Raw genomic sequence first — 17,260 nt, 5'->3', positions numbered from 1 at the left:
GCGGCCTCAGGCCGCCGCTGCCTCCCGCACGTCATCCAGCAGGAAATGCACGACGACATATTTCGTCGTGTAGTGCCTGCCGCTGTCCGATGTCTCGTCCGCGGTGCCGCCATCGGCAGGATGCCAGGTATGGTAATGTGGATTATTGGCGATCAGCGTGATCGCCTTGCCGGCGAATTTGCCGTCGAGGCGATAGCGCGCCTCGGCGAGCGGCCAGATGCGCTCGTAATCCTGCTGCGAAATCCGCACCCGCAGTGCCTGGCGATGGGTCGCCTCGCCATGCGAGCCGTCTTCGTGCACGGTCGCCGGAATATCCAGCGTCACTTCCTCCGCGCCGTTCAGGATGAAATTGAACTCCTCAGGCCACATCCGTCTCATGAAGTCGCTCCTCCCAAGCTCGTTCTTCGGTTAGCCAACGAAATGTAACGCACCTGTCGCGGGAAGCAACCGCCTTACGAAAGCCAGTCCGGAAAGCTCTGGCCCGGCGTCATCTTGTCCCATGCCTGCGCGGCGATCTTCCAGCCGCTGCTGTCTTTCACCAGCAGCATCATCTCGACATTGCGGCTGCGCTCGCGATTGTTCTCGACGTTCTCACAGGCAGCAATCGCAACGGCAACATTGCCGAAGATACGGATTTCTCGCGCCGGACAATGTTCGGCAAAGGCGCGTAGCGACGTCTGCGACAGCCCCTCCATGCGCTCCAGGAATTTCCGCGGCGTCTGTGCTCTTGCGGGACGCGCCGAGGCAAACAGCAGGGCATCCGGATGGAAGTCCTCCATGAAGCCCTCGGCGTCGGGCCCAGTGCCATGCGCCCAGCTGAGACTGGCAAACTGCCGCTCGATCAGATCTGAAATGGCTTGACGGTCGTCCATGCGCTCCTCCGGTTGCAAGCCCGAAATCAGTTTACCAGCTTTCCGCGCCAATGTCCGCTGCCAGACATTGCTGCTGGCAACGCCTTGTTAACATTCGTCAAACTTTGCCCTTGCCGTGACAAATCATGACATCATGTTTTAGCAACGGATTGCGAACTGACGGAGGTATGAATGGGACAGGTCGTCCGGCTCCCCGCCAATGAAGCAGAACGGCTGCTGGCGGTCCGCGCCTTGAATGCCGTAAGCCGCAGTTCGACGCCGGAGCTTGCGGCTCTCGCCGAGCTGGCGCGTGGCATCTTCGAAACACCCTTCGCGGCCATCAACATCATCGATGAGGATTGGCAGCGCGTTGCCGGCCAGGCGGGGTGCTCGCGCGATCTCTCCATCTGCACCCGTGTCGTCTACGCCAACGATCTCGTCATCGTTCCCGATCTGCAGCGCCATCCCGAACTGTCGGATATGCCTTATGTGACCGGCGACCCGCATTTTCGCTTCTATGCAGGCGCGCCGATCGAGATGGAGGGCAGCCTGGCCGTCGGCGCCTTCTGCATTCTCGATGTGGAACCGCGGGATCTGTCCGATGCCGAGATCGGCAATCTCAGCCGCTTCGCGCTGGTCGCGGGTGCGTTGCTGCGCCTGCAGAAGGCCAATATGGTCATGGGCCTTGCCGAAACCAGCCTGCGCGCCGCGGCAATGACCGATCCGCTGACCGGCTTCTACAATCGAACGGCGCTTGCGAGCCTTGTCGATGGCGAACTCGAACGGTCGCTTGCGGCGAGCCAGACCTTCGGCGCCCTCTATCTCGACATGGATGGGTTCAAGGGCATCAACGACCGCCTCGGCCATCATGCAGGCGACGAGGTGTTGCGCGAGGCGGCAAACCGTATCCGCGCCGTCATCCGGGCCGGTGATATTGCCGTGCGCATGGGCGGCGACGAGTTCGCCGTCTTCATCCCCAATCCGCCGAATGCCGCCGCATTATCGTCCGTCGCCGAGCGCCTGGTCGCCGCTTTCCGCGAACCTTTCGAGGTCGAAGGCATATCGGTCGGTGCGCGTCTCAGCATCGGCGGAGCGCTGGCGCCACAGGCAGGCAGCAACCGCATCGATCTCCTCAAGGTCGTCGATGCCGCGCTCTATCAGGCAAAGGCCGCAGGCCGTGACCGCTACCTGATCGCCGGCATATGACGCGCCGCCTTCAGGGCTTTCTCAAGCGCGCGATAAATGCGTGGATCGCCGGATTGCGCCGCATTGAAGCGCAGGAACCGGCTCCCCTCCGGCGCCGTGCTGAAGGCATTGCCGGGCGCCAGCACGACATTGTCGGCAAGGCAGGACTGGGCGATATCGCCTGCATTGATACCGTCCGGCAATTGGCACCACAGGAAGATCCCGGATTGCGGCGTGATCCAGGGCGTGATGCCGAGCGGCGCCAGCCGCCCGATCGTCTCGTCCATCGCCTTCGAAAGCCGCACCTTCAGCGTATCGAGATGCTTGCGGTAGCTGCCGTCGGTCAGAAGCAGGAGGATCAGCTCGGCATTCAGCCGGCCGCCGCCGATGCTCGTCACCAGCTTGAGATCGATTAGCGGCTCGACCCATTCCGGCTTTGCCGCGATGAAGCCGCAGCGCACCGAGGTGGAAAGCGTCTTGGAAAAGCTGCCGACATGCACGACCCGCTCCAGCCCGTCGAAGGCGGCAAGGCGCGGGGAGGGCTCGTGCTCCAGATCGGCGAAGATGTCGTCCTCGATGATCGTCAGATTGGCCCGTTCCGCGAGCTTCAGCAGCTTGTGCGCGACGACGGCCGAGCAGGTGGCTCCGGTCGGATTGTGGATGGCGGAATTGGTGATGTAGAGCCGCGGCTTGTGCTGCTCGATCGCCTGCGCAAAGGCCTCGATATCCGGTCCCTGCGGCGTCATCGGCACGGCGATGGCCTTGGCACGATTGGCGCGCAGCAGTGCATGGAAGTTGAAGTAGCAGGGATCGTCGACGATGACGGTATCGCCGGGCTCTATCAGCAACCGGCACACCAGATCGATCGCCTGCGTGCCGGATTCCGTCAGGATGATGTGGTCGGGCGAGGCGGGAATGCCACGCTCGTTCATCCGCCGGGAAAGCAGTTGCCGCAATGGAAGCTGGCCGAGCGGCGTGCCGTAATTGGCAAGAACGGCATCCTCTCCCCGGGCAATGGTGCGCAATGCCTTTCTGATTGCATCGACCGGCATCCAGCTTTCCGGAAGCCACCCGCATCCGGGCTTCAGGAGATCCGGGCTGTCCTCCAGCGATTGACGGTAGACCCAGAGCGGATCGATCGCCCGGTCGAGCTTCGGCCCGATCTCCGACAGCGTCAGCGGCTGCGGCGAGCTCGAGACATAGAAACCGGAGCCTGGGCGCGAGCGGATCAGCCCTTCGGCGGCCAGCCGCTCATAGGCCTCGACGACGGTGGAGGCCGAGACGTGCATGATCTTCGCGAAGGCGCGCACCGAGGGTAGCCGCGACCCCGGTACCAGTTCCCGCCCGGCAATCCGCCGGCGGATTTCCGTCATTACGGCACCGATGCGCTTGCCACTGTCCAGGTTTTTGACCGCTTGATCCATCTGTACTGTATCCGTGTCCATAACAGTTTGCGCAAACTGTACCGTACTGTTGCTGGCAATGCCATGCCTTCGGGTTCATAGCGGGCGAGAACAGGAGCATGTGCGCATGGACAAGACGGCAGCCGGTTGGCTTAGTGGCTTTATGGGGATACTCATCTTCAGCGGTTCGCTTCCCGCGACCCGTGTTGCCGTTGCCGGTTTCGATCCGCTGTTCCTCACCGTCGCGCGGGCGGTGATCGCCGGCATTCTGGCAGGTGGCCTGCTGATACTCTTTCGCGAGAAGCGCCCGCTGCGCAGCGATCTCGTCTCGCTCGCGGTCGTTTCTTTCGGCGTCGTCATCGGCTTTCCGCTGCTGACCGCAATCGCGCTGAAGCATATCACCTCGGCCCATTCGACCGTCTTCATCGGTCTCCTGCCGCTGTCTACGGCGATCTTCGGGGTGCTTCGCGGCGGAGAACGGCCGCAGCCGGTCTTCTGGCTGTTCTCCTGCCTCGGCAGCGCCATCGTCGCCGGCTTCGCGCTGGCGCAGGGCGATGGCGCGACATCGGTCGGCGATCTCCTTATGCTCGCGGCGATCGTCGTCTGCGGCTTGGGCTACGCCGAGGGAGCGCGCCTTTCCCGCAAGCTCGGCGGCTGGCAGGTGATCTCCTGGGCGCTCGTCCTGTCGCTGCCGCTGATGCTGATGCTGGTCCTGTCGGTCGTTGCGATGCCGCAGACCTTGCCTGAAATGAGCAATCCCGCCTGGCTTGGCCTTGGCTATGTGTCGCTGTTCAGCATGCTGATCGGCTTCATCTTCTGGTATCGCGGCCTGGCGCTTGGCGGCATCGCCGGTGTCGGCCAGTTGCAGCTGCTGCAGCCGTTCTTCAGTCTGGTGCTGGCGGCAACACTGCTCAAGGAGAGCGTCAGCTGGAGCATGCTGGCGGCAACGCTGGCCGTGGTTGCCTGCGTCGCCGGCGCGAAGAAATTCGCCAAGGCCGCTCCACCTGTGACTGGCGCCGCACTCAGCCGCTGAAGGCTGCCTGCAGCTCGGCCATGTCGAGCTTCACCATCTGCAGCATCGCTGCCGTCATCCGCCGCGCCTTGGCACGATCCGGATCGGCCATCATCTCGCCGAGCACGCGCGGGGTGATCTGCCAGGAGAGGCCCCAGCGATCTTTCAGCCAGCCGCAGGCTTCCGTCGTTCCGCCATTGCTCAGAAACGCATCCCATATGCGGTCGATCTCGGCCTGGCTGTCGCATTCGACGATGATCGAGAAGGCATGGTTGAAGGCATCGAGCGGTCCTGCCTCAAGCGCCAGATAGTTCTGGTCGCCGAGCCGGAATTCGATCACCTTGCAGCTGCCTTCCGGCCCGCTCGGCGTATCAGCGGGAATGACGGTCGAGCGGATGAAGGTCGAGTCCGGGATTACGGAGACATAGAAATCCACTGCCTGCTGGGCGTCCTTTTCGAACCAGAGATTGTTCGAGATCCGGGTCATGAGAAGTCCTCCTCTGTTGCCTTTTGGGGTTGAACAATCCGAGGACGGTTGAGCGGAGCGCTTCCCGACAATTCCAGCGCGTTTTCCCGCCCTTTGTCTTCTTTCGTACAGAGAGCAAAAAGCCGTGATCGGCAGGAACTGAGGGGTAGTCCTCGGCGTTGATTTGACGCCTTGAAGGAGGGCGGTCCCATGAGCTCGCACATCGACCCCAAAGTCACATCGCTACAGGATTCCAGAAAAGTCTGGAGTGTCAGCGATTTCGCCCGCAAACAAGGCCTGGATCGCAAGCAGGAGCGCGAGCTTGTCCAGCTCTTCGGCCACTTCGCCACCAAACAGGAACTGATGGCAAATTGCCTGCGCCCGAGGCTCACACGATAGCGTTACAAAGCGCAGCTAGAGTGGGCGGCTCACGAGGGCTGATTCTTGCATAGAAATCTGATGTCCGAAATCCGGCATGCGCAGAAGAACATCTCCGGCATGCATCGCTGGCAGCGGCGCTCGCTCATCCGCAAGATTGTCGACGAGCTTCACACACTGCGCGATGACGAGCTTTCCGAGGGCCTCTTCGATCAGAGCGACAATCTAGACAAGCTGATCTTCAATGCCTGCGCCTCGGTTACGGCACTCGCCGAGACCGACGACGCCTATTTCGGCCTCGTCCTCGAGGAGTTTTCCTCACTGTTGAAAACCATGAGCGACGTCGTTCGCAGAAGCGCCGCGCTGTCGGCCGAACTTCACTGACCTCCAGGCGGAAATCTCCGTCGATCCGCTGTCCGTGATCCTCATCACAAATTCGAGCAAATGCAGAATTTGACGTTTACGCAAACGTCAATATTTTGTAAGACACTCCCATGTGCCGGTCTCGGTCCGGTCTGCGAATTGGAGGAATTCGAACGATGCCAGTCTATAAGGCCCCGGTTAATGACACGCTCTTCGTCCTGAACGACGTGCTGGGTCTGGAACGCTACAACAACCTGCCGGGCTTTGCGGACGCCACACCTGACATGATCGAGGCCATCCTCCGCGAGGCCGCCAAGGTGGCCGAAGAGGTGCTTTTCCCGCTCAATTATTCGGGTGATCAGGAGGGCTGCAAGCGCGCCGATGACGGCTCGGTCACCACCCCGAAGGGCTTCAAGGCCGCCTATGATGCCTATTGCCAGGGCGGCTGGACCGGGCTTGCCGTGCCGGAAGAATTCGGCGGCCAGGGCCTTCCCTACACGCTGCACGCTGCCGTCGGCGAATATACCTCTGCCGCCAACATGTCGCTGATGATGTATCCGGGCCTGACGCAGGGCGCGATCGCCGCGATCCTCGTCCACGGTTCCGACGAGCAGAAGCAGACCTACCTGCCGAAGATGGTTTCCGGCGAATGGTCCGGCACCATGAACCTGACCGAGCCACATTGCGGCACCGATCTAGGCCTGCTGCGAACCAAGGCCGTGCCTCAGGGCGATGGCAGCTACAAGATCTCCGGCCAGAAGATCTTCATCTCCGCCGGCGAACACGACATGACCGGCAATATCGTCCATCTGGTGCTCGCCCGCATCGAGGGCGCGCCGGAGGGTACCAAGGGCATCTCTCTCTTCATCGTGCCGAAGTTCATGGTCAAGGAAGACGGCATGCCGGGCGACCGCAATGCCGTCTCCTGCGGCGCGATCGAGCACAAGATGGGCATCCACGGCAACGCCACCTGCGTCATGAATTATGACGAGGCGACCGGTTACCTGATCGGTGCCGAAAACCGCGGCCTCAACGCCATGTTCGTGATGATGAACGAAGCCCGCCTCGGTGTCGGCCTGCAGGGCCTGTCGATCTCCGAGATCGCCTATCAGAACGCCGTCAACTATGCCCGCGAGCGCATCCAGGGCCGTTCTCTCTCCGGCCCGAAGGCGCCGGACAAGAAGGCCGACCCGATCATCGTCCATCCGGATATCCGCCGCTCGCTGATGACCATCCGCGCCTTCAACGAGGCCGGCCGCGCCTTCCTGCTGTGGACCGCGCTGAAATCCGATATCGCCCACCGCTCTGCCGATGACAAGGAACGCCAGACGGCCGACGATATCCTCGGCCTTGTCACCCCGATCCTGAAGGGCGTGATGACCGACAAGGGCTTCGACCACGCCGTCATGGCCCAGCAGGTCTTCGGCGGCCACGGCTATATCGAAGAACACGGCATGAGCCAGTATGTCCGCGATGCCCGTATCGCCATGATCTACGAAGGCGCCAACGGCATCCAGGCACTCGACCTCGTCGGCCGCAAGCTCGGCCTCAACGGCGGCCGCGCCGTCATGGCGCTCTTCAAGGAGATCGGCGATTTCTGCGAGGAAAACCGCAACGACGAAAAGCTCGCCTTCTTCACCAAGCATCTGAAGAAGGGCTTGAACGACGTGCAGGCGGCGACCATGTGGTTCATGCAGAACGCCATGGCCAAGCCCGACAATGCCGGCGCCGGCTCGACCGACTACATGCACCTCTTCGGCCTCGTCGTTCTCGGCTATATGTGGGCGAAGATGGCGAAGGCTGCCGAAGACGCGCTTGCGAATGGCGATAGCGCCCGTGCCGACTACCTCAAGACCAAGCTCGTCACCGGCAAGTTCTACATGGAGCGCATCATGCCGGAGACGGCATTGCGCAAGGCCCGCATCGAAACCGGCGCCGACACGATGATGGAACTGGCCGCCGAAGCATTCTGAGTTGAACGGCGCCATACGCCGCGAGGGAGAAAAGACGATGACCGACGTATTCATTTACGACCACGTGCGCACGCCGCGCGGCCGCGGCAAGAAGGATGGCTCGTTGCATGAAGTGCCGTCCGTGCGCCTTGCCGCCAAGACGCTGGAAGCGATCCGCGATCGCAACGGGCTGGACACCAACACCGTCGATGACATTATCATGGGTTGCGTCGATCCGGTCATGGATGCCGGTGCGGTGATCCCCAAGGCGGCTGCCTTCGAAGCAGGCTATTCTACCCGTGCGCCCGGTATGCAGATCTCCCGTTTCTGCGCTTCGGGCCTCGACGCCGTGAATTTCGCCGCCGGCAAGATCGCCCAGGGTGCAGATGACATCGTGATTGCCGGTGGCGTCGAAAGCATGTCGCGCGTCGGCCTCGGCATGTCCGGCGGCGCCTGGTTCATGGACCCCTCCGTCAACTTCCCGGCCTATTTCATGCCGCAGGGCGTATCGGCCGATCTGATCGCCACGAAATACGGCTTCTCCCGCGACGACGTCGATGCCTATGCCGTCGAAAGCCAGAAGCGCGCCGCCACCGCCTGGGAGAAAGGCTACTTCAAGAACTCCGTCATCCCGGTGAAGGACCAGAATGGCCTCACGATCCTGGCCCACGACGAGCACATGCGCCCCGGCACCGACATGCAGGCGCTGGCTTCGCTGAACCCGTCCTTCCAGATGCCGGGCGAGATGGGCGGCTTCGAAGCTGTCGGCATCCAGGCCCACCCTGAGGTCGAGCGTATCAATTACGTCCACCACGCCGGCAATTCCTCCGGCATCGTCGATGGCGCAGCCGCCGTGCTGCTCGGCTCCAAGGCCGGTGGCGAAAGCCTCGGCAAGAAGCCCCGCGGCCGCATCAAGGCCTTCGCCAATATCGGCTCCGACCCGGCGCTGATGCTGACCGGCCCCGTCGACGTCACCGAAAAGCTCCTGAAGCGCACCGGCATGTCGCTCGCCGATATCGATCTCTTCGAGCTCAACGAGGCCTTCGCCGCCGTCGTGCTGCGCTACATGCAGGCCTTCGACATCGACCACGACAAGATCAACGTCAACGGTGGCGCGATCGCCATGGGTCACCCGCTCGGCGCCACCGGTGCCATGATCCTCGGCACAGTGCTGGACGAACTGGAGCGCCGCGATCTGAACACCGCGCTGGTCACGCTCTGCATCGGCGCCGGCATGGGCACGGCAACCGTCATCGAACGCGTCTGAGGGAGGAAAGACCATGACCTACAAGAATTTCACCCTCGCGACCGACGCAGACGGCATTGCGCTCGTCACCTGGGACATGCCCGGTAAGTCGATGAACGTCTTCACCGAAGAGGTGATGGAGGAGCTCAACGCCATCGTTGACGCCACCGTCGCCGACAGCGCCGTGAAGGGCGTGGTGATCACCTCGGGCAAGTCGTCCTTCTCCGGCGGTGCCGATCTGTCGATGATCAAGTCGATGTTCACGCTGTACCAGACCGAGAAAGCCGCCAATCCGGATACGGCCGCCCAGAAGCTGTTCGATCTCGTCGGTCGCATGACCGGCCTGTTCCGCAAGCTTGAAACCTGCGGCAAGCCGTGGGTCTCGGCGATCAACGGCACCTGCATGGGCGGCGCGCTCGAAATGTCGCTCGCCTGCCATGGCCGCATCGCCTCGAATGCCAAGTCGGTGAAGATCGCGCTCCCCGAGGTCAAGGTCGGCATCTTCCCCGGCGCCGGCGGCACGCAGCGTGTCGCGCGCCTTGCCGATGCGCAATCTGCTCTTCAGATGATGACGACCGGCCAGTCGCTGACCGCCTCGCGCGCCAAGGCGATGAACCTCGTTCATCAGGTCGTCGAACCGGATCAGTTGATCCCGGCTGCCAAACAGATGATCAAGGATGGCCTGAAACCGGTCGCCCCCTGGGACGAGAAGGGTTTCAAGGTTCCCGGCGGCGGCATCTGGACGCCGGCTTCCGCACAGCTTTGGCCGGCCGCGCCGGCGATCCTGCGCCGCGAGACGGCAGGCAATTATCCGGGTGCGCTCGCCATCCTGAAATGCGTCTATGAAGGCCTGCAGGTGCCTTTCGATACGGCGCTGAAGATCGAGCAGCGCTATTTCACCCAGGTGCTGCAGACCACCGAAGCCTTCTCGATGATCCGCTCGCTGTTCATCTCGATGCAGGAACTCGGCAAGGGCGCCCGCCGTCCGGCCGGCCAGCCCAAGACCGAACTGAAGAAGATCGGCGTCGTCGGCGCCGGCTTCATGGGCGCCTCGATCGCCTATGTCTCGGCCGCTGCCGGTCTCGAAGTCACGCTGATCGACCGAGATATCGACGCCGCCAGCAAGGGCAAGGCGACAGGCGAGGGACTGGCGAAGGATTCCGTCGGCAAGGGCCGGCTGACGCAGGATGAGGCTGCCGCCATCCTCGCCCGCATCACGCCGTCTGCCGATTACGCCGATCTCAAGGATGCCGGCCTCGTCATCGAAGCTGTCTTCGAAGACCGCGAAGTCAAGAAGGCCGTGATCGAGGCTGTCGAGGAAGTGCTGCCCGAAGGCGCGATCTTTGCCTCCAACACCTCGACCCTGCCGATCTCGGGTCTGGCCAAGAGCTCGAAGCGCCCGGCCGATTTCATCGGCATCCATTTCTTCTCGCCGGTCGAGAAGATGATGCTGACCGAAGTGATCCTTGGCAAGGAAACCGGCGACAAGGCGCTTGCCGTCGCGCTCGACTATGTCGCCGCGATCAAGAAGACGCCGATCGTCGTCAACGACACTCGCGGCTTCTTCGTCAACCGCTGCGTCCTGCGCTACATGGCCGAAAGCTATGACATGCTGATCGAAGGCGTCCCGCCTGTCATGATCGAGAACGCCGCCAAGATGGCCGGCATGCCTGTTGGACCGCTGGCGCTGAACGACGAAGTGGCGATCGACCTGTCGCTGAAGATCCTCAAGGCGACCGTCGCGGACCTTGGGCCGACGGCGATCGATCCGCGCCACATGGAGCTTGTCTCCCGCATGGTCGAGAAGGAAGGCCGCTTCGGCCGCAAGAATTCCAAGGGCTTCTACGACTACCCGCCGAAGCCCGCCAAGAAATCGCTCTGGCCTGAATTGAAGACCTTCTATCCGCAGAAGAAGGCCGATGAGGTGGACATCGAAGTGCTGAAGCAGCGCTTCCTCGTCACGATCGCGCTGGAAGCGGCCCGCACCGTCGAGGAAGGCATCGTCACCGATCCGCGCGAGGCCGATGTCGGCTCCATCCTCGGCTTCGGTTTCGCGCCCTATACCGGCGGCGCTCTAAGCTATATCGACGGCATGGGCGCCAAGGCCTTCGTCGAACTGGCGGAAAAGCTCGCGGCCTCTTACGGCCCGCATTTCAAGCCGACACCGCTCCTGAAGGACATGGCCGCCAAGGGCGAAACCTTCTACGGCCGCTTCGACCCCTATCGCGGGGAAAAGGAGGCGGCGTAAGCCGCCTCTGGCAGGGTAGGGCAAGCCGCGGCCCACCACCACGCCGTCATGCTCGGGCCTGTCCCGAGCATCTGCAACGGCGGATATGGAGTGAAACGGTTGGCGTAGGGGCTTGTTAGGTCCTCGGCTCAACGCCGAGGATGACGCCCCCTCTGGAGGCGCCCTCAAGCGATCGCCGTAATCTCCAGCTCCTGATCGCCCACCATGGCGAGATCGCCCACACGCTTGCCCATCAACCCCCGGGCCACCGGCGAGACAAACGAAATCGACCCAGCCTTGGGATCGGCCTCGTCCTCGCCGACGATCCGGTAGGTCTGCACGCGGCCGTCGTCGCGGCTGAAGGTCACCTTGCTGCCGAAGGCAACGACGTCGTTGGAGGCGGGGGCGGGCATCACCTGCGCGGTGCGCACACGCTCGGCGAAATAGCGGAAATCGCGCAGCGGAATAGCCGTCTGCCGCCGCTTCTCGTTGACATCCTCGATCCCGGCCGCGGCTTCCACGCCCTCGCGCGCCTGCTGCAGCTGCTCTTCCAGCGCCTTCAGCCCGGCTTCGGTGACGAGGTTCGGATGCGGCGAGATCGGGCGATCGGGCAGATGGGTTTCTGCCGCGGTTTCGGCGCTCTCTTCCTTGACGAAAGCGGTACTCAATTCTCAAGACTCCATTCAGGCACGCGCCATCATCGGGCGCAAAGGGGCGCTCAAGCGGCGCCCATCCCCTCAGCCTGCCTGATCGGACCCGAAGCGGTCAACATCGAACTCGGCTTCGTCACCTTCCTCTTCGTCGTCGAGGATCTCGTAGGCCGTGCTGTGATCGGCAAGGATCGCCCGGCGGATGATGCGCGGCGCGCTCATGCCGAGCTCGCGGCCGTTGCCATGCAGCGCCCAGCCCATCAGCGCCTCGTCGGAGATGCTTGAGACGCCGCCATCGAGCTCCGGCGATTTGGCGAGCGGCAGCGCCGCCATCAGCTCAGCCTGCGCGCCGGGCATCGAGCTCGGCGTGAGGGAGGCAAGAGCGCTGGCACCGAAGGAGGGACCGGCGGGGCGGATTTCCGGGCGGATGGCAACCGGATCAATGGAGGCGGTCTGCACCGGATCGACAGGCGCGTTCGCCTTCTCGCTGCCCGGCCGCAGAACCGGCAGCGGCACGCTGAGCGAGGCGAGATTGGTATAGCTCTCGGGTGCGGGCTTTTCAGGCACGGGCACGGCCGAAAGCATCGGAATGTCACGCTTCACGCTGCTGCGCGGCGTCGGCACCAGCGCCGTCGCGAGCTTGCTCGGGAGCGCAGCGCTGCTGCCCGTATCCTCGTCGTCCTCGACGGAGGCGACTTCAACGGTCTTCACGCTGCCGCGCTTCTTGTATTCGGCGACCGCCTGGTTGTAGCCCGGCAGCGGCCGTCCGTCAGCGGGAACATGCATGGTCTTGCCATCAGGGAAGATCCGCGCCAGCTCCTGGCGCGACATGCGCGGCCAGGCGCGCACCCGGCCGACATCGAGATGCACGAAGGGCGAGCCGGATTTCGGATAGTAGCCGACGCCACCCACCTGCGCCTGCATGGCGATGCCGCGCAGCTTGGCGAGCTGCACGCCCGGAATATAGAAATCCATCGCCTTGCCGAGCATGTGCTGGCTGTTCTTGGCAACGCCCGTCACCCGTGAGCGGGTGCGCAGCATGTTGTTGGTGGCAGGCGAGCGGTAGGCGGAGACGACATGGATATAATCGCGCCCGCCGGCCTTCTGGTAGACCTCCCAGACGAGATCGAGCAGCCGCGGATCCATGCGCGCCGGCTCGTTGCGGCGCCAGTCGCGCAGGAAGCGGTTGATCTGCTTCAACCCGCGCGGATCAAACCTGCCGTCACGCTTGAAGGTGATCGTCGCCTTCTCGCCGGTATGGGTGAAATAGAGCTTCAGCGCCCGGTCTTCGGCAGCCGCCGCAACCTCAGAGCCCAGAAAGGCCGGCACCGCCAGAAATGCCGCCACGACAGCGCGCACAGCCTGCCGCGCCAGTGCCGAAAAGAGGCCAAACCCCTTCTCATCCTGACCCGCCCGCGTCTTCGCCGCACATTCCATATGACCATCTCCGTCTTACGCGAGTAAAGGCAGCAGAGGTCCGGTGAACGCCTACAATACCGCGCCTGAAGCGGCGATTATGGTCAATAAAGGTTTAACAAGGGGTTGATGGGGGTGAAGAGCTCGGACTCTTGCCTCTCTCATAACCGGGCCTTCGCCAAAAGTAGAGTAGCCCCATTGAAGAATTCTAGTTTGGCGAGTATTCGTTAGTGCAGGGCAGTTATCGTGACCGCGCCGTCATTTAGATGGCGCGGTGGGGTGTTGGGGATGGCGTTACCGCCGAATGGCAATGTTCCGCAATTAGTGGCGCTCGAAGCTGTATTTTGCGGTGCCGCAGATTTTGGAAGCGAAGATACCAATGAAGGGTGTTTCTGTGGCGATGCAGGAACGTTTGTAATCAAAAAGAATAATGTTCATCTAGCGCTCCCGCATTGTGAGTGGTTCTGTTCCTCACTTGCGAACCTGGTTGGTGTCCCGCAGGTGCCATTCAGCGTTATACGCCATCCAGATGGAAATCATTGGTTTGGTTCTCAATGGACAAATGGCAAAGTTCAAGATTGGTGGAATTTGGCGTTAAGGGGAGCAATTGACTTCGCCTCGATCGCCGAAGATCTTTGCAGAATTTATGTATTTGATTTGTTTGTCCATAATGTGGATAGGCATGCGAATAACTTTATGGTGGTTCCAGCTGCGCACGGGCATAGGGTACTCTCATTCGACTATTCTCGGTCATGGATCATCAACGGTTTTCCGCCTCCTGACGTAATGACAGACCCAGCCATAGCGACAATCAGTGTAAAGGACTGGCTGAAACAAAAGTTTGGAAACTACGTAAGCATCGATGTGGCGGACCAAGTTCTTGATGCAATCGATTCGGTCGATTCTTCCGCGGTGTCTCGCATTATCCATACCCATCCACGCGACTGGTTGACCACCCAAGAGGAGAATGCGATCATAAATTGGTGGGCTAATGGGATGGCGTCAGCCAGGGTCGCAGAAATAAGGGCTGGCTTGAGAGATGGCACACTCATATAAATTTTCCATCATACAGGCGCGACCAAGTGCGTTACGCGGCGAACGCGTAAACGTGGGTATTGTAGCCTTTGGCCCGAATGGCGTCGATGTACGTTTCACGGAGATACGGAAGCTTGCTCATCTGACCGGCCACAAATGGGATCAGATTGCGGACGCCTACAAAGACATGTTGACCGAGCTTGCGCCGTCAGATCTTGCTGCGCTGCAAAGTGGCGATTCGAGCAAATCAGCAGTTAGAAGCGAAGTCTTTTCCTTAGGAAGACCTGGTGATTTAAGTGCTAGATCGTCTGAAGAATTTGATGATGCGGTAAGAAAAATTCTGTCGGTCTTCGTTGATAAGCCGAGCCTTAATCGCAAGGAAAAGCAGCAGAAAATTAATACTGAGATAGCTTTGATGCTTCGTCAGGTTGGCGTTCTTGGTGAGCGCGGACAGCCACTTGAAGTAGGGAAGGTGATCCCTAAGTTTGTGGTCTCAGAAGAAAAGGACATTGTGGCAGATTTCGCTTACAAGCCGAATGGCCTAAAGGTCGTTTCGACGCTCGAATTACGTGGTCTGATGACTGGAGCTCATGCCAAAGCGTGCGAAAAGGGGGCAACGCTCTATTTCGCTAAGCAAAGATTTGGAGGTGAGGTTAAGACACTGGGAGTATATGCTGCGTCCGCAAACGAACTCCCGGTTCACAGGGGCGAAATTGAGATATTGACCAGCTTTGCCGACGGCAACGTTTTCAACTGGATGGATCCCTCAGACAGGCAAAAATTCAAGGCAGCACTCTACTAACGCAGGCCGTTTTCGCCGCCTAAGCCATCACCTCCATCTGCCGATGGAACACCAGCGACCGCCTGATCCCTTCCTCAAGGCTCACCTTCGGCGCCAGCCCGAATTCCCGCTGCAGCGCTGTATCCCCGCAGCGGTAGAACACGCCTTCCGGCCGGCTGGCGGTGCCGTTTACCTCCGGTGACCAGCCGAGTTCGCGGGCGATCAGTCTGGCGAGTTCGATGAAGGAGGTGGCGTCTCCGGTCGAGAGGTTGAGGGTCATGCCTGATGTCATGGCGTCCATCGTGTCGATGACGAAACCGATGCAGTCGGAGATGTGGATGAAGTCGCGGCACTGGTGGCCGCTGCCCCAGACGGAGACGTTCGGCGCCCCGCGCTCGCGGATCAGGCGGCGGCAGATGGCGGGGAAGGGATAGGCGAGATCCTGGTCTTCGCCATAGCCGCTGAACGGGCGGTAGGCGACGGCGCGGCCGCCATAGCGCTCCACATAGAGCTTCATCAGATATTCGCCGGTCAGCTTCGTCCAGCCGTAGCTGAGGTCGGGCACGCCGATCGGCCGGTCGAAGGAGATCATGTCTTCCGAAAGGATCGTCTGCGCCTCGAAGGTCTGCAACGAAACGGGATAGGCGGCACTCGAACTGAAATAGACCACATTGCCCGGGCGTCTCTCGCCCGCCCAGCGCCAGAGCGCGGCATCGACGGCGAGATCCTCGGCAACGAGAAGCGTCTGGTTCTCCAGCGTCATGCGCCCGCCGACCAGCGCTGCGAGATGGAAGACATAGTCGAAATGCTCGTCCGTGCGCTCGAAATAGCTGCGGCAATCCTCCTGCAGGAAGGTGAAACGGCGGTTGGAAAGCAGTCTAGGCGATGGCGGCAGCGCACCCGTGCCCGGCTTCATCAGGTCCACCGAGACGACGTCCATTCCTTCGGCAAGCAGCCGCTCGCATAGATGCCGGCCGACGAAGCCGCATCCCCCAGTCACCAATGCACGCGCCATGATCCCTCCTAGGCCGCAAGAAAGGCATTTTCCCCCGTGTAGATCGCGATCATCCGCTGGTCCCATTCCTGGCGGGAGGGCGCGATCTTCTGTCCGAAGGCGCGGGCGCCCTCGGTGAGCTTCTGGACAAGGCTGTCGCTCTTGACCTTGTTGAGCGCATCGGCGAGCGAGGCGGCATCGCCGCTCTTGAACACCAGCCCGGCGCCATTCGCCGCGATCTCTTCCGAGATCAGCGCATTGCTGCTGACGATCAGCGGAATGCCGCTCATGATCGCCTCGGCCGCGACCAGCCCATAGGGCTCGGGCATCCGCGACGGCATGATGAAGACGCGTGCTTCCCCGGCAAGCTTGGCGACGGTGGCGTCATCCAGCCAGCCCGGCACCCAGCAATGCGGCAGGGTCTTCTGCATCTCTTCCAGCAGCGGCCCGCGGCCGATCAGCGTCGCCGCCTGGCCGGTCATCCGCAGCGCTTCGCCGAGCGTCCGCACACCCTTTTCCCAGGTCATGCGGCCGAGAAACATGATGCGGTCGCGTAGCCAGGGTTCGGTCGGCTGGCGGGTCAGCGGTTCGGTCGGGGTGCGTAGCGTCTGGAAGTGTTTCAGCGGCCCCGGCGTCAGATAGGCCTCCATGTTCTCATGGGCGAGGATCACCTCGATCCGCTCCCAGAAGGCATCGCCGACACCGGCCTGCGCCAGTGTGCGGCGGAAGCGCCAGAGCTTGTGGAGATAGTTGCGCTTGTCGCAATTGGTGGTCAGGCAGCTCATCGACATCGGCGTCACCGAGCAGATCTCGCCGCTCTTGTAGTTCAGGAGGCCGCCATTCGGGCAATTCAGGAAGAAATCATGGGCGGTGATGATGACGCGCGCCTTGTTCTGCGACAGCGCGTGGAAGATCGAGGGCGAGAGAATCTGGTTCCAGCCATGGACATGCACGACGGTTTCGTCGGCGGATTCGGCAAGCAGGCCGGAAAGCGCCTCATAGGCCCGCTTGTTGAAATGCCGGTCGAAGATGTTGGCGATCGCAGGGCCGTCGCGCAGCGGCTTTTCGCCGAGCGCGATGGTGCGCACATCGAGCCCGTATTCCTTGAGCCCCGCCCCGTCGTCGCCGACGAAGAAGGTGCAGTTGACCCCGGCATCGACGCATGCCTCCAGGCACTGGATCGCAACCTTGGTGGCGCCACCCCGGACAACGGACACGTCATTGACGACAATCAGGCGCATGTGTGAAACCAAAGCGTTGCCAGGGGCCCAGGGCGGACCCGTGTCGATGAGGATAGAAGA

17 protein-coding genes are annotated in these 17,260 nt (G+C 61.8%); 9 read left to right on the top strand and 8 right to left on the bottom strand.

The genetic code is table 11. The annotated features are described in order from the left end of the window. Positions 1-6: 6 nt before the first annotated feature. Positions 7-369 carry a hypothetical protein gene (locus ACODR6_RS25240; protein ID WP_025555261.1) on the bottom strand — a complete coding sequence of 121 codons (363 nt, stop codon included), beginning with the start codon at positions 367-369 and terminating at the stop codon, positions 7-9. Between the two features lie 83 nt (positions 370-452). Then, positions 453-872, bottom strand: a complete 420-nt coding sequence (locus tag ACODR6_RS25235; protein ID WP_449098399.1) for a nuclear transport factor 2 family protein — start codon at positions 870-872, stop codon at positions 453-455. Between the two features lie 171 nt (positions 873-1,043). Between ACODR6_RS25235 and ACODR6_RS25230 the strand changes: the two genes are divergently transcribed. After that, entirely contained in the window at positions 1,044-2,057 is a 1,014-nt protein-coding gene (locus ACODR6_RS25230; RefSeq protein ID WP_489025051.1) for a GGDEF domain-containing protein, read from the top strand. On the opposite strand, the gene ACODR6_RS25225 is transcribed toward ACODR6_RS25230, so the two are convergent. Next, positions 2,036-3,460, bottom strand: a complete 1,425-nt coding sequence (locus ACODR6_RS25225; protein WP_199626148.1) for an aminotransferase-like domain-containing protein — start codon at positions 3,458-3,460, stop codon at positions 2,036-2,038. The genes ACODR6_RS25230 and ACODR6_RS25225 overlap by 22 nt on opposite strands. A 106-nt stretch (positions 3,461-3,566) precedes the next feature. On the opposite strand from ACODR6_RS25225, the gene ACODR6_RS25220 reads away from it, so the two are divergent. Then, the gene (locus ACODR6_RS25220; RefSeq protein ID WP_489025049.1) at positions 3,567-4,472 is read left to right on the top strand and encodes a DMT family transporter; all 906 of its coding nucleotides are present in this window, start codon (positions 3,567-3,569) and stop codon (positions 4,470-4,472) included. Here ACODR6_RS25220 and ACODR6_RS25215 read toward each other — a convergent pair. Further along, on the bottom strand, positions 4,462-4,938 hold the full coding sequence (locus tag ACODR6_RS25215; RefSeq protein WP_203429618.1) for a VOC family protein: 477 nt from the start codon (positions 4,936-4,938) through the stop codon (positions 4,462-4,464). The genes ACODR6_RS25220 and ACODR6_RS25215 overlap by 11 nt on opposite strands. A 189-nt stretch (positions 4,939-5,127) precedes the next feature. On the opposite strand from ACODR6_RS25215, the gene ACODR6_RS25210 reads away from it, so the two are divergent. The 5 genes from ACODR6_RS25210 (at position 5,128) to ACODR6_RS25190 (ending at position 11,104) form a co-directional block, all read left to right on the top strand. Further along, entirely contained in the window at positions 5,128-5,316 is a 189-nt protein-coding gene (locus ACODR6_RS25210) for a hypothetical protein (protein WP_489025047.1), read from the top strand. 60 nt (positions 5,317-5,376) lie between these two features. Beyond that, on the top strand, positions 5,377-5,679 hold the full coding sequence (locus ACODR6_RS25205; RefSeq protein ID WP_112713450.1) for a hypothetical protein: 303 nt from the start codon (positions 5,377-5,379) through the stop codon (positions 5,677-5,679). A 155-nt stretch (positions 5,680-5,834) separates the two neighbouring features. Further along, positions 5,835-7,631: an acyl-CoA dehydrogenase C-terminal domain-containing protein gene (locus ACODR6_RS25200; RefSeq protein ID WP_489025045.1), complete on the top strand. Its 1,797-nt coding sequence runs from the start codon at positions 5,835-5,837 to the stop codon at positions 7,629-7,631. A 37-nt stretch (positions 7,632-7,668) separates the two neighbouring features. Next, positions 7,669-8,877, top strand: coding sequence for an acetyl-CoA C-acetyltransferase (locus tag ACODR6_RS25195; RefSeq protein ID WP_489025043.1), 1,209 nt, complete (start codon positions 7,669-7,671; stop codon positions 8,875-8,877). Between the two features lie 13 nt (positions 8,878-8,890). Then, the gene (locus tag ACODR6_RS25190) at positions 8,891-11,104 is read left to right on the top strand and encodes an FAD-dependent oxidoreductase (protein WP_489025041.1); all 2,214 of its coding nucleotides are present in this window, start codon (positions 8,891-8,893) and stop codon (positions 11,102-11,104) included. A gap of 164 nt (positions 11,105-11,268) precedes the next feature. Here ACODR6_RS25190 and greA read toward each other — a convergent pair whose 3' ends face one another. Together greA and ACODR6_RS25180 are read right to left on the bottom strand one after the other, a co-directional pair. After that, positions 11,269-11,751, bottom strand: coding sequence for a transcription elongation factor GreA (gene greA / locus ACODR6_RS25185; protein WP_489025039.1), 483 nt, complete (start codon positions 11,749-11,751; stop codon positions 11,269-11,271). Between the two features lie 69 nt (positions 11,752-11,820). Then, positions 11,821-13,170: a peptidoglycan L,D-endopeptidase MepK gene (locus ACODR6_RS25180; protein ID WP_489025037.1), complete on the bottom strand. Its 1,350-nt coding sequence runs from the start codon at positions 13,168-13,170 to the stop codon at positions 11,821-11,823. Positions 13,171-13,395: 225 nt separating this feature from the next. Here ACODR6_RS25180 and ACODR6_RS25175 point away from each other — a divergent pair, with 225 nt between their 5' ends. Beyond that, a complete protein-coding gene (locus ACODR6_RS25175) occupies positions 13,396-14,205 on the top strand; it encodes a hypothetical protein (RefSeq protein ID WP_489025035.1) in 810 nt (269 codons plus the stop codon). Positions 14,206-14,257: 52 nt separating this feature from the next. Continuing rightward, entirely contained in the window at positions 14,258-14,986 is a 729-nt protein-coding gene (locus ACODR6_RS25170) for a hypothetical protein (protein WP_489025033.1), read from the top strand. 19 nt (positions 14,987-15,005) lie between these two features. On the opposite strand, the gene ACODR6_RS25165 is transcribed toward ACODR6_RS25170, so the two are convergent. Beyond that, complete coding sequence (locus tag ACODR6_RS25165; protein ID WP_489025031.1) at positions 15,006-15,980, bottom strand: NAD-dependent epimerase/dehydratase family protein; 975 nt, start codon at positions 15,978-15,980, stop codon at positions 15,006-15,008. Between the two features lie 8 nt (positions 15,981-15,988). After that, on the bottom strand, positions 15,989-17,200 hold the full coding sequence (locus ACODR6_RS25160; RefSeq protein ID WP_489025029.1) for a glycosyltransferase family 4 protein: 1,212 nt from the start codon (positions 17,198-17,200) through the stop codon (positions 15,989-15,991). Positions 17,201-17,260: the final 60 nt, after the last annotated feature.

This window comes from Rhizobium sp. FG96 (assembly GCF_057808655.1).
Note: the sequence above shows the minus strand (reverse complement) of the source record. Positions and strands in the feature narration are given on the sequence as shown.

What these genes read in the sequence shown, in the direction of transcription:
- ACODR6_RS25240 (WP_025555261.1), bottom strand. Translation starts at nt 369, where the DNA reads ATGTGGCCTGAGGAGTTCAATTTCATCCTGAACGGCGCGGAGGAAGTG.
- ACODR6_RS25235 (WP_449098399.1), bottom strand. Translation starts at nt 872, where the DNA reads ATGGACGACCGTCAAGCCATTTCAGATCTGATCGAGCGGCAGTTTGCC.
- ACODR6_RS25230 (WP_489025051.1), top strand. Translation starts at nt 1,044, where the DNA reads ATGGGACAGGTCGTCCGGCTCCCCGCCAATGAAGCAGAACGGCTGCTG.
- ACODR6_RS25225 (WP_199626148.1), bottom strand. Translation starts at nt 3,460, where the DNA reads ATGGATCAAGCGGTCAAAAACCTGGACAGTGGCAAGCGCATCGGTGCC.
- ACODR6_RS25220 (WP_489025049.1), top strand. Translation starts at nt 3,567, where the DNA reads ATGGACAAGACGGCAGCCGGTTGGCTTAGTGGCTTTATGGGGATACTC.
- ACODR6_RS25215 (WP_203429618.1), bottom strand. Translation starts at nt 4,938, where the DNA reads ATGACCCGGATCTCGAACAATCTCTGGTTCGAAAAGGACGCCCAGCAG.
- ACODR6_RS25210 (WP_489025047.1), top strand. Translation starts at nt 5,128, where the DNA reads ATGAGCTCGCACATCGACCCCAAAGTCACATCGCTACAGGATTCCAGA.
- ACODR6_RS25205 (WP_112713450.1), top strand. Translation starts at nt 5,377, where the DNA reads ATGTCCGAAATCCGGCATGCGCAGAAGAACATCTCCGGCATGCATCGC.
- ACODR6_RS25200 (WP_489025045.1), top strand. Translation starts at nt 5,835, where the DNA reads ATGCCAGTCTATAAGGCCCCGGTTAATGACACGCTCTTCGTCCTGAAC.
- ACODR6_RS25195 (WP_489025043.1), top strand. Translation starts at nt 7,669, where the DNA reads ATGACCGACGTATTCATTTACGACCACGTGCGCACGCCGCGCGGCCGC.
- ACODR6_RS25190 (WP_489025041.1), top strand. Translation starts at nt 8,891, where the DNA reads ATGACCTACAAGAATTTCACCCTCGCGACCGACGCAGACGGCATTGCG.
- ACODR6_RS25180 (WP_489025037.1), bottom strand. Translation starts at nt 13,170, where the DNA reads ATGGAATGTGCGGCGAAGACGCGGGCGGGTCAGGATGAGAAGGGGTTT.
- ACODR6_RS25165 (WP_489025031.1), bottom strand. Translation starts at nt 15,980, where the DNA reads ATGGCGCGTGCATTGGTGACTGGGGGATGCGGCTTCGTCGGCCGGCAT.
- ACODR6_RS25160 (WP_489025029.1), bottom strand. Translation starts at nt 17,200, where the DNA reads ATGCGCCTGATTGTCGTCAATGACGTGTCCGTTGTCCGGGGTGGCGCC.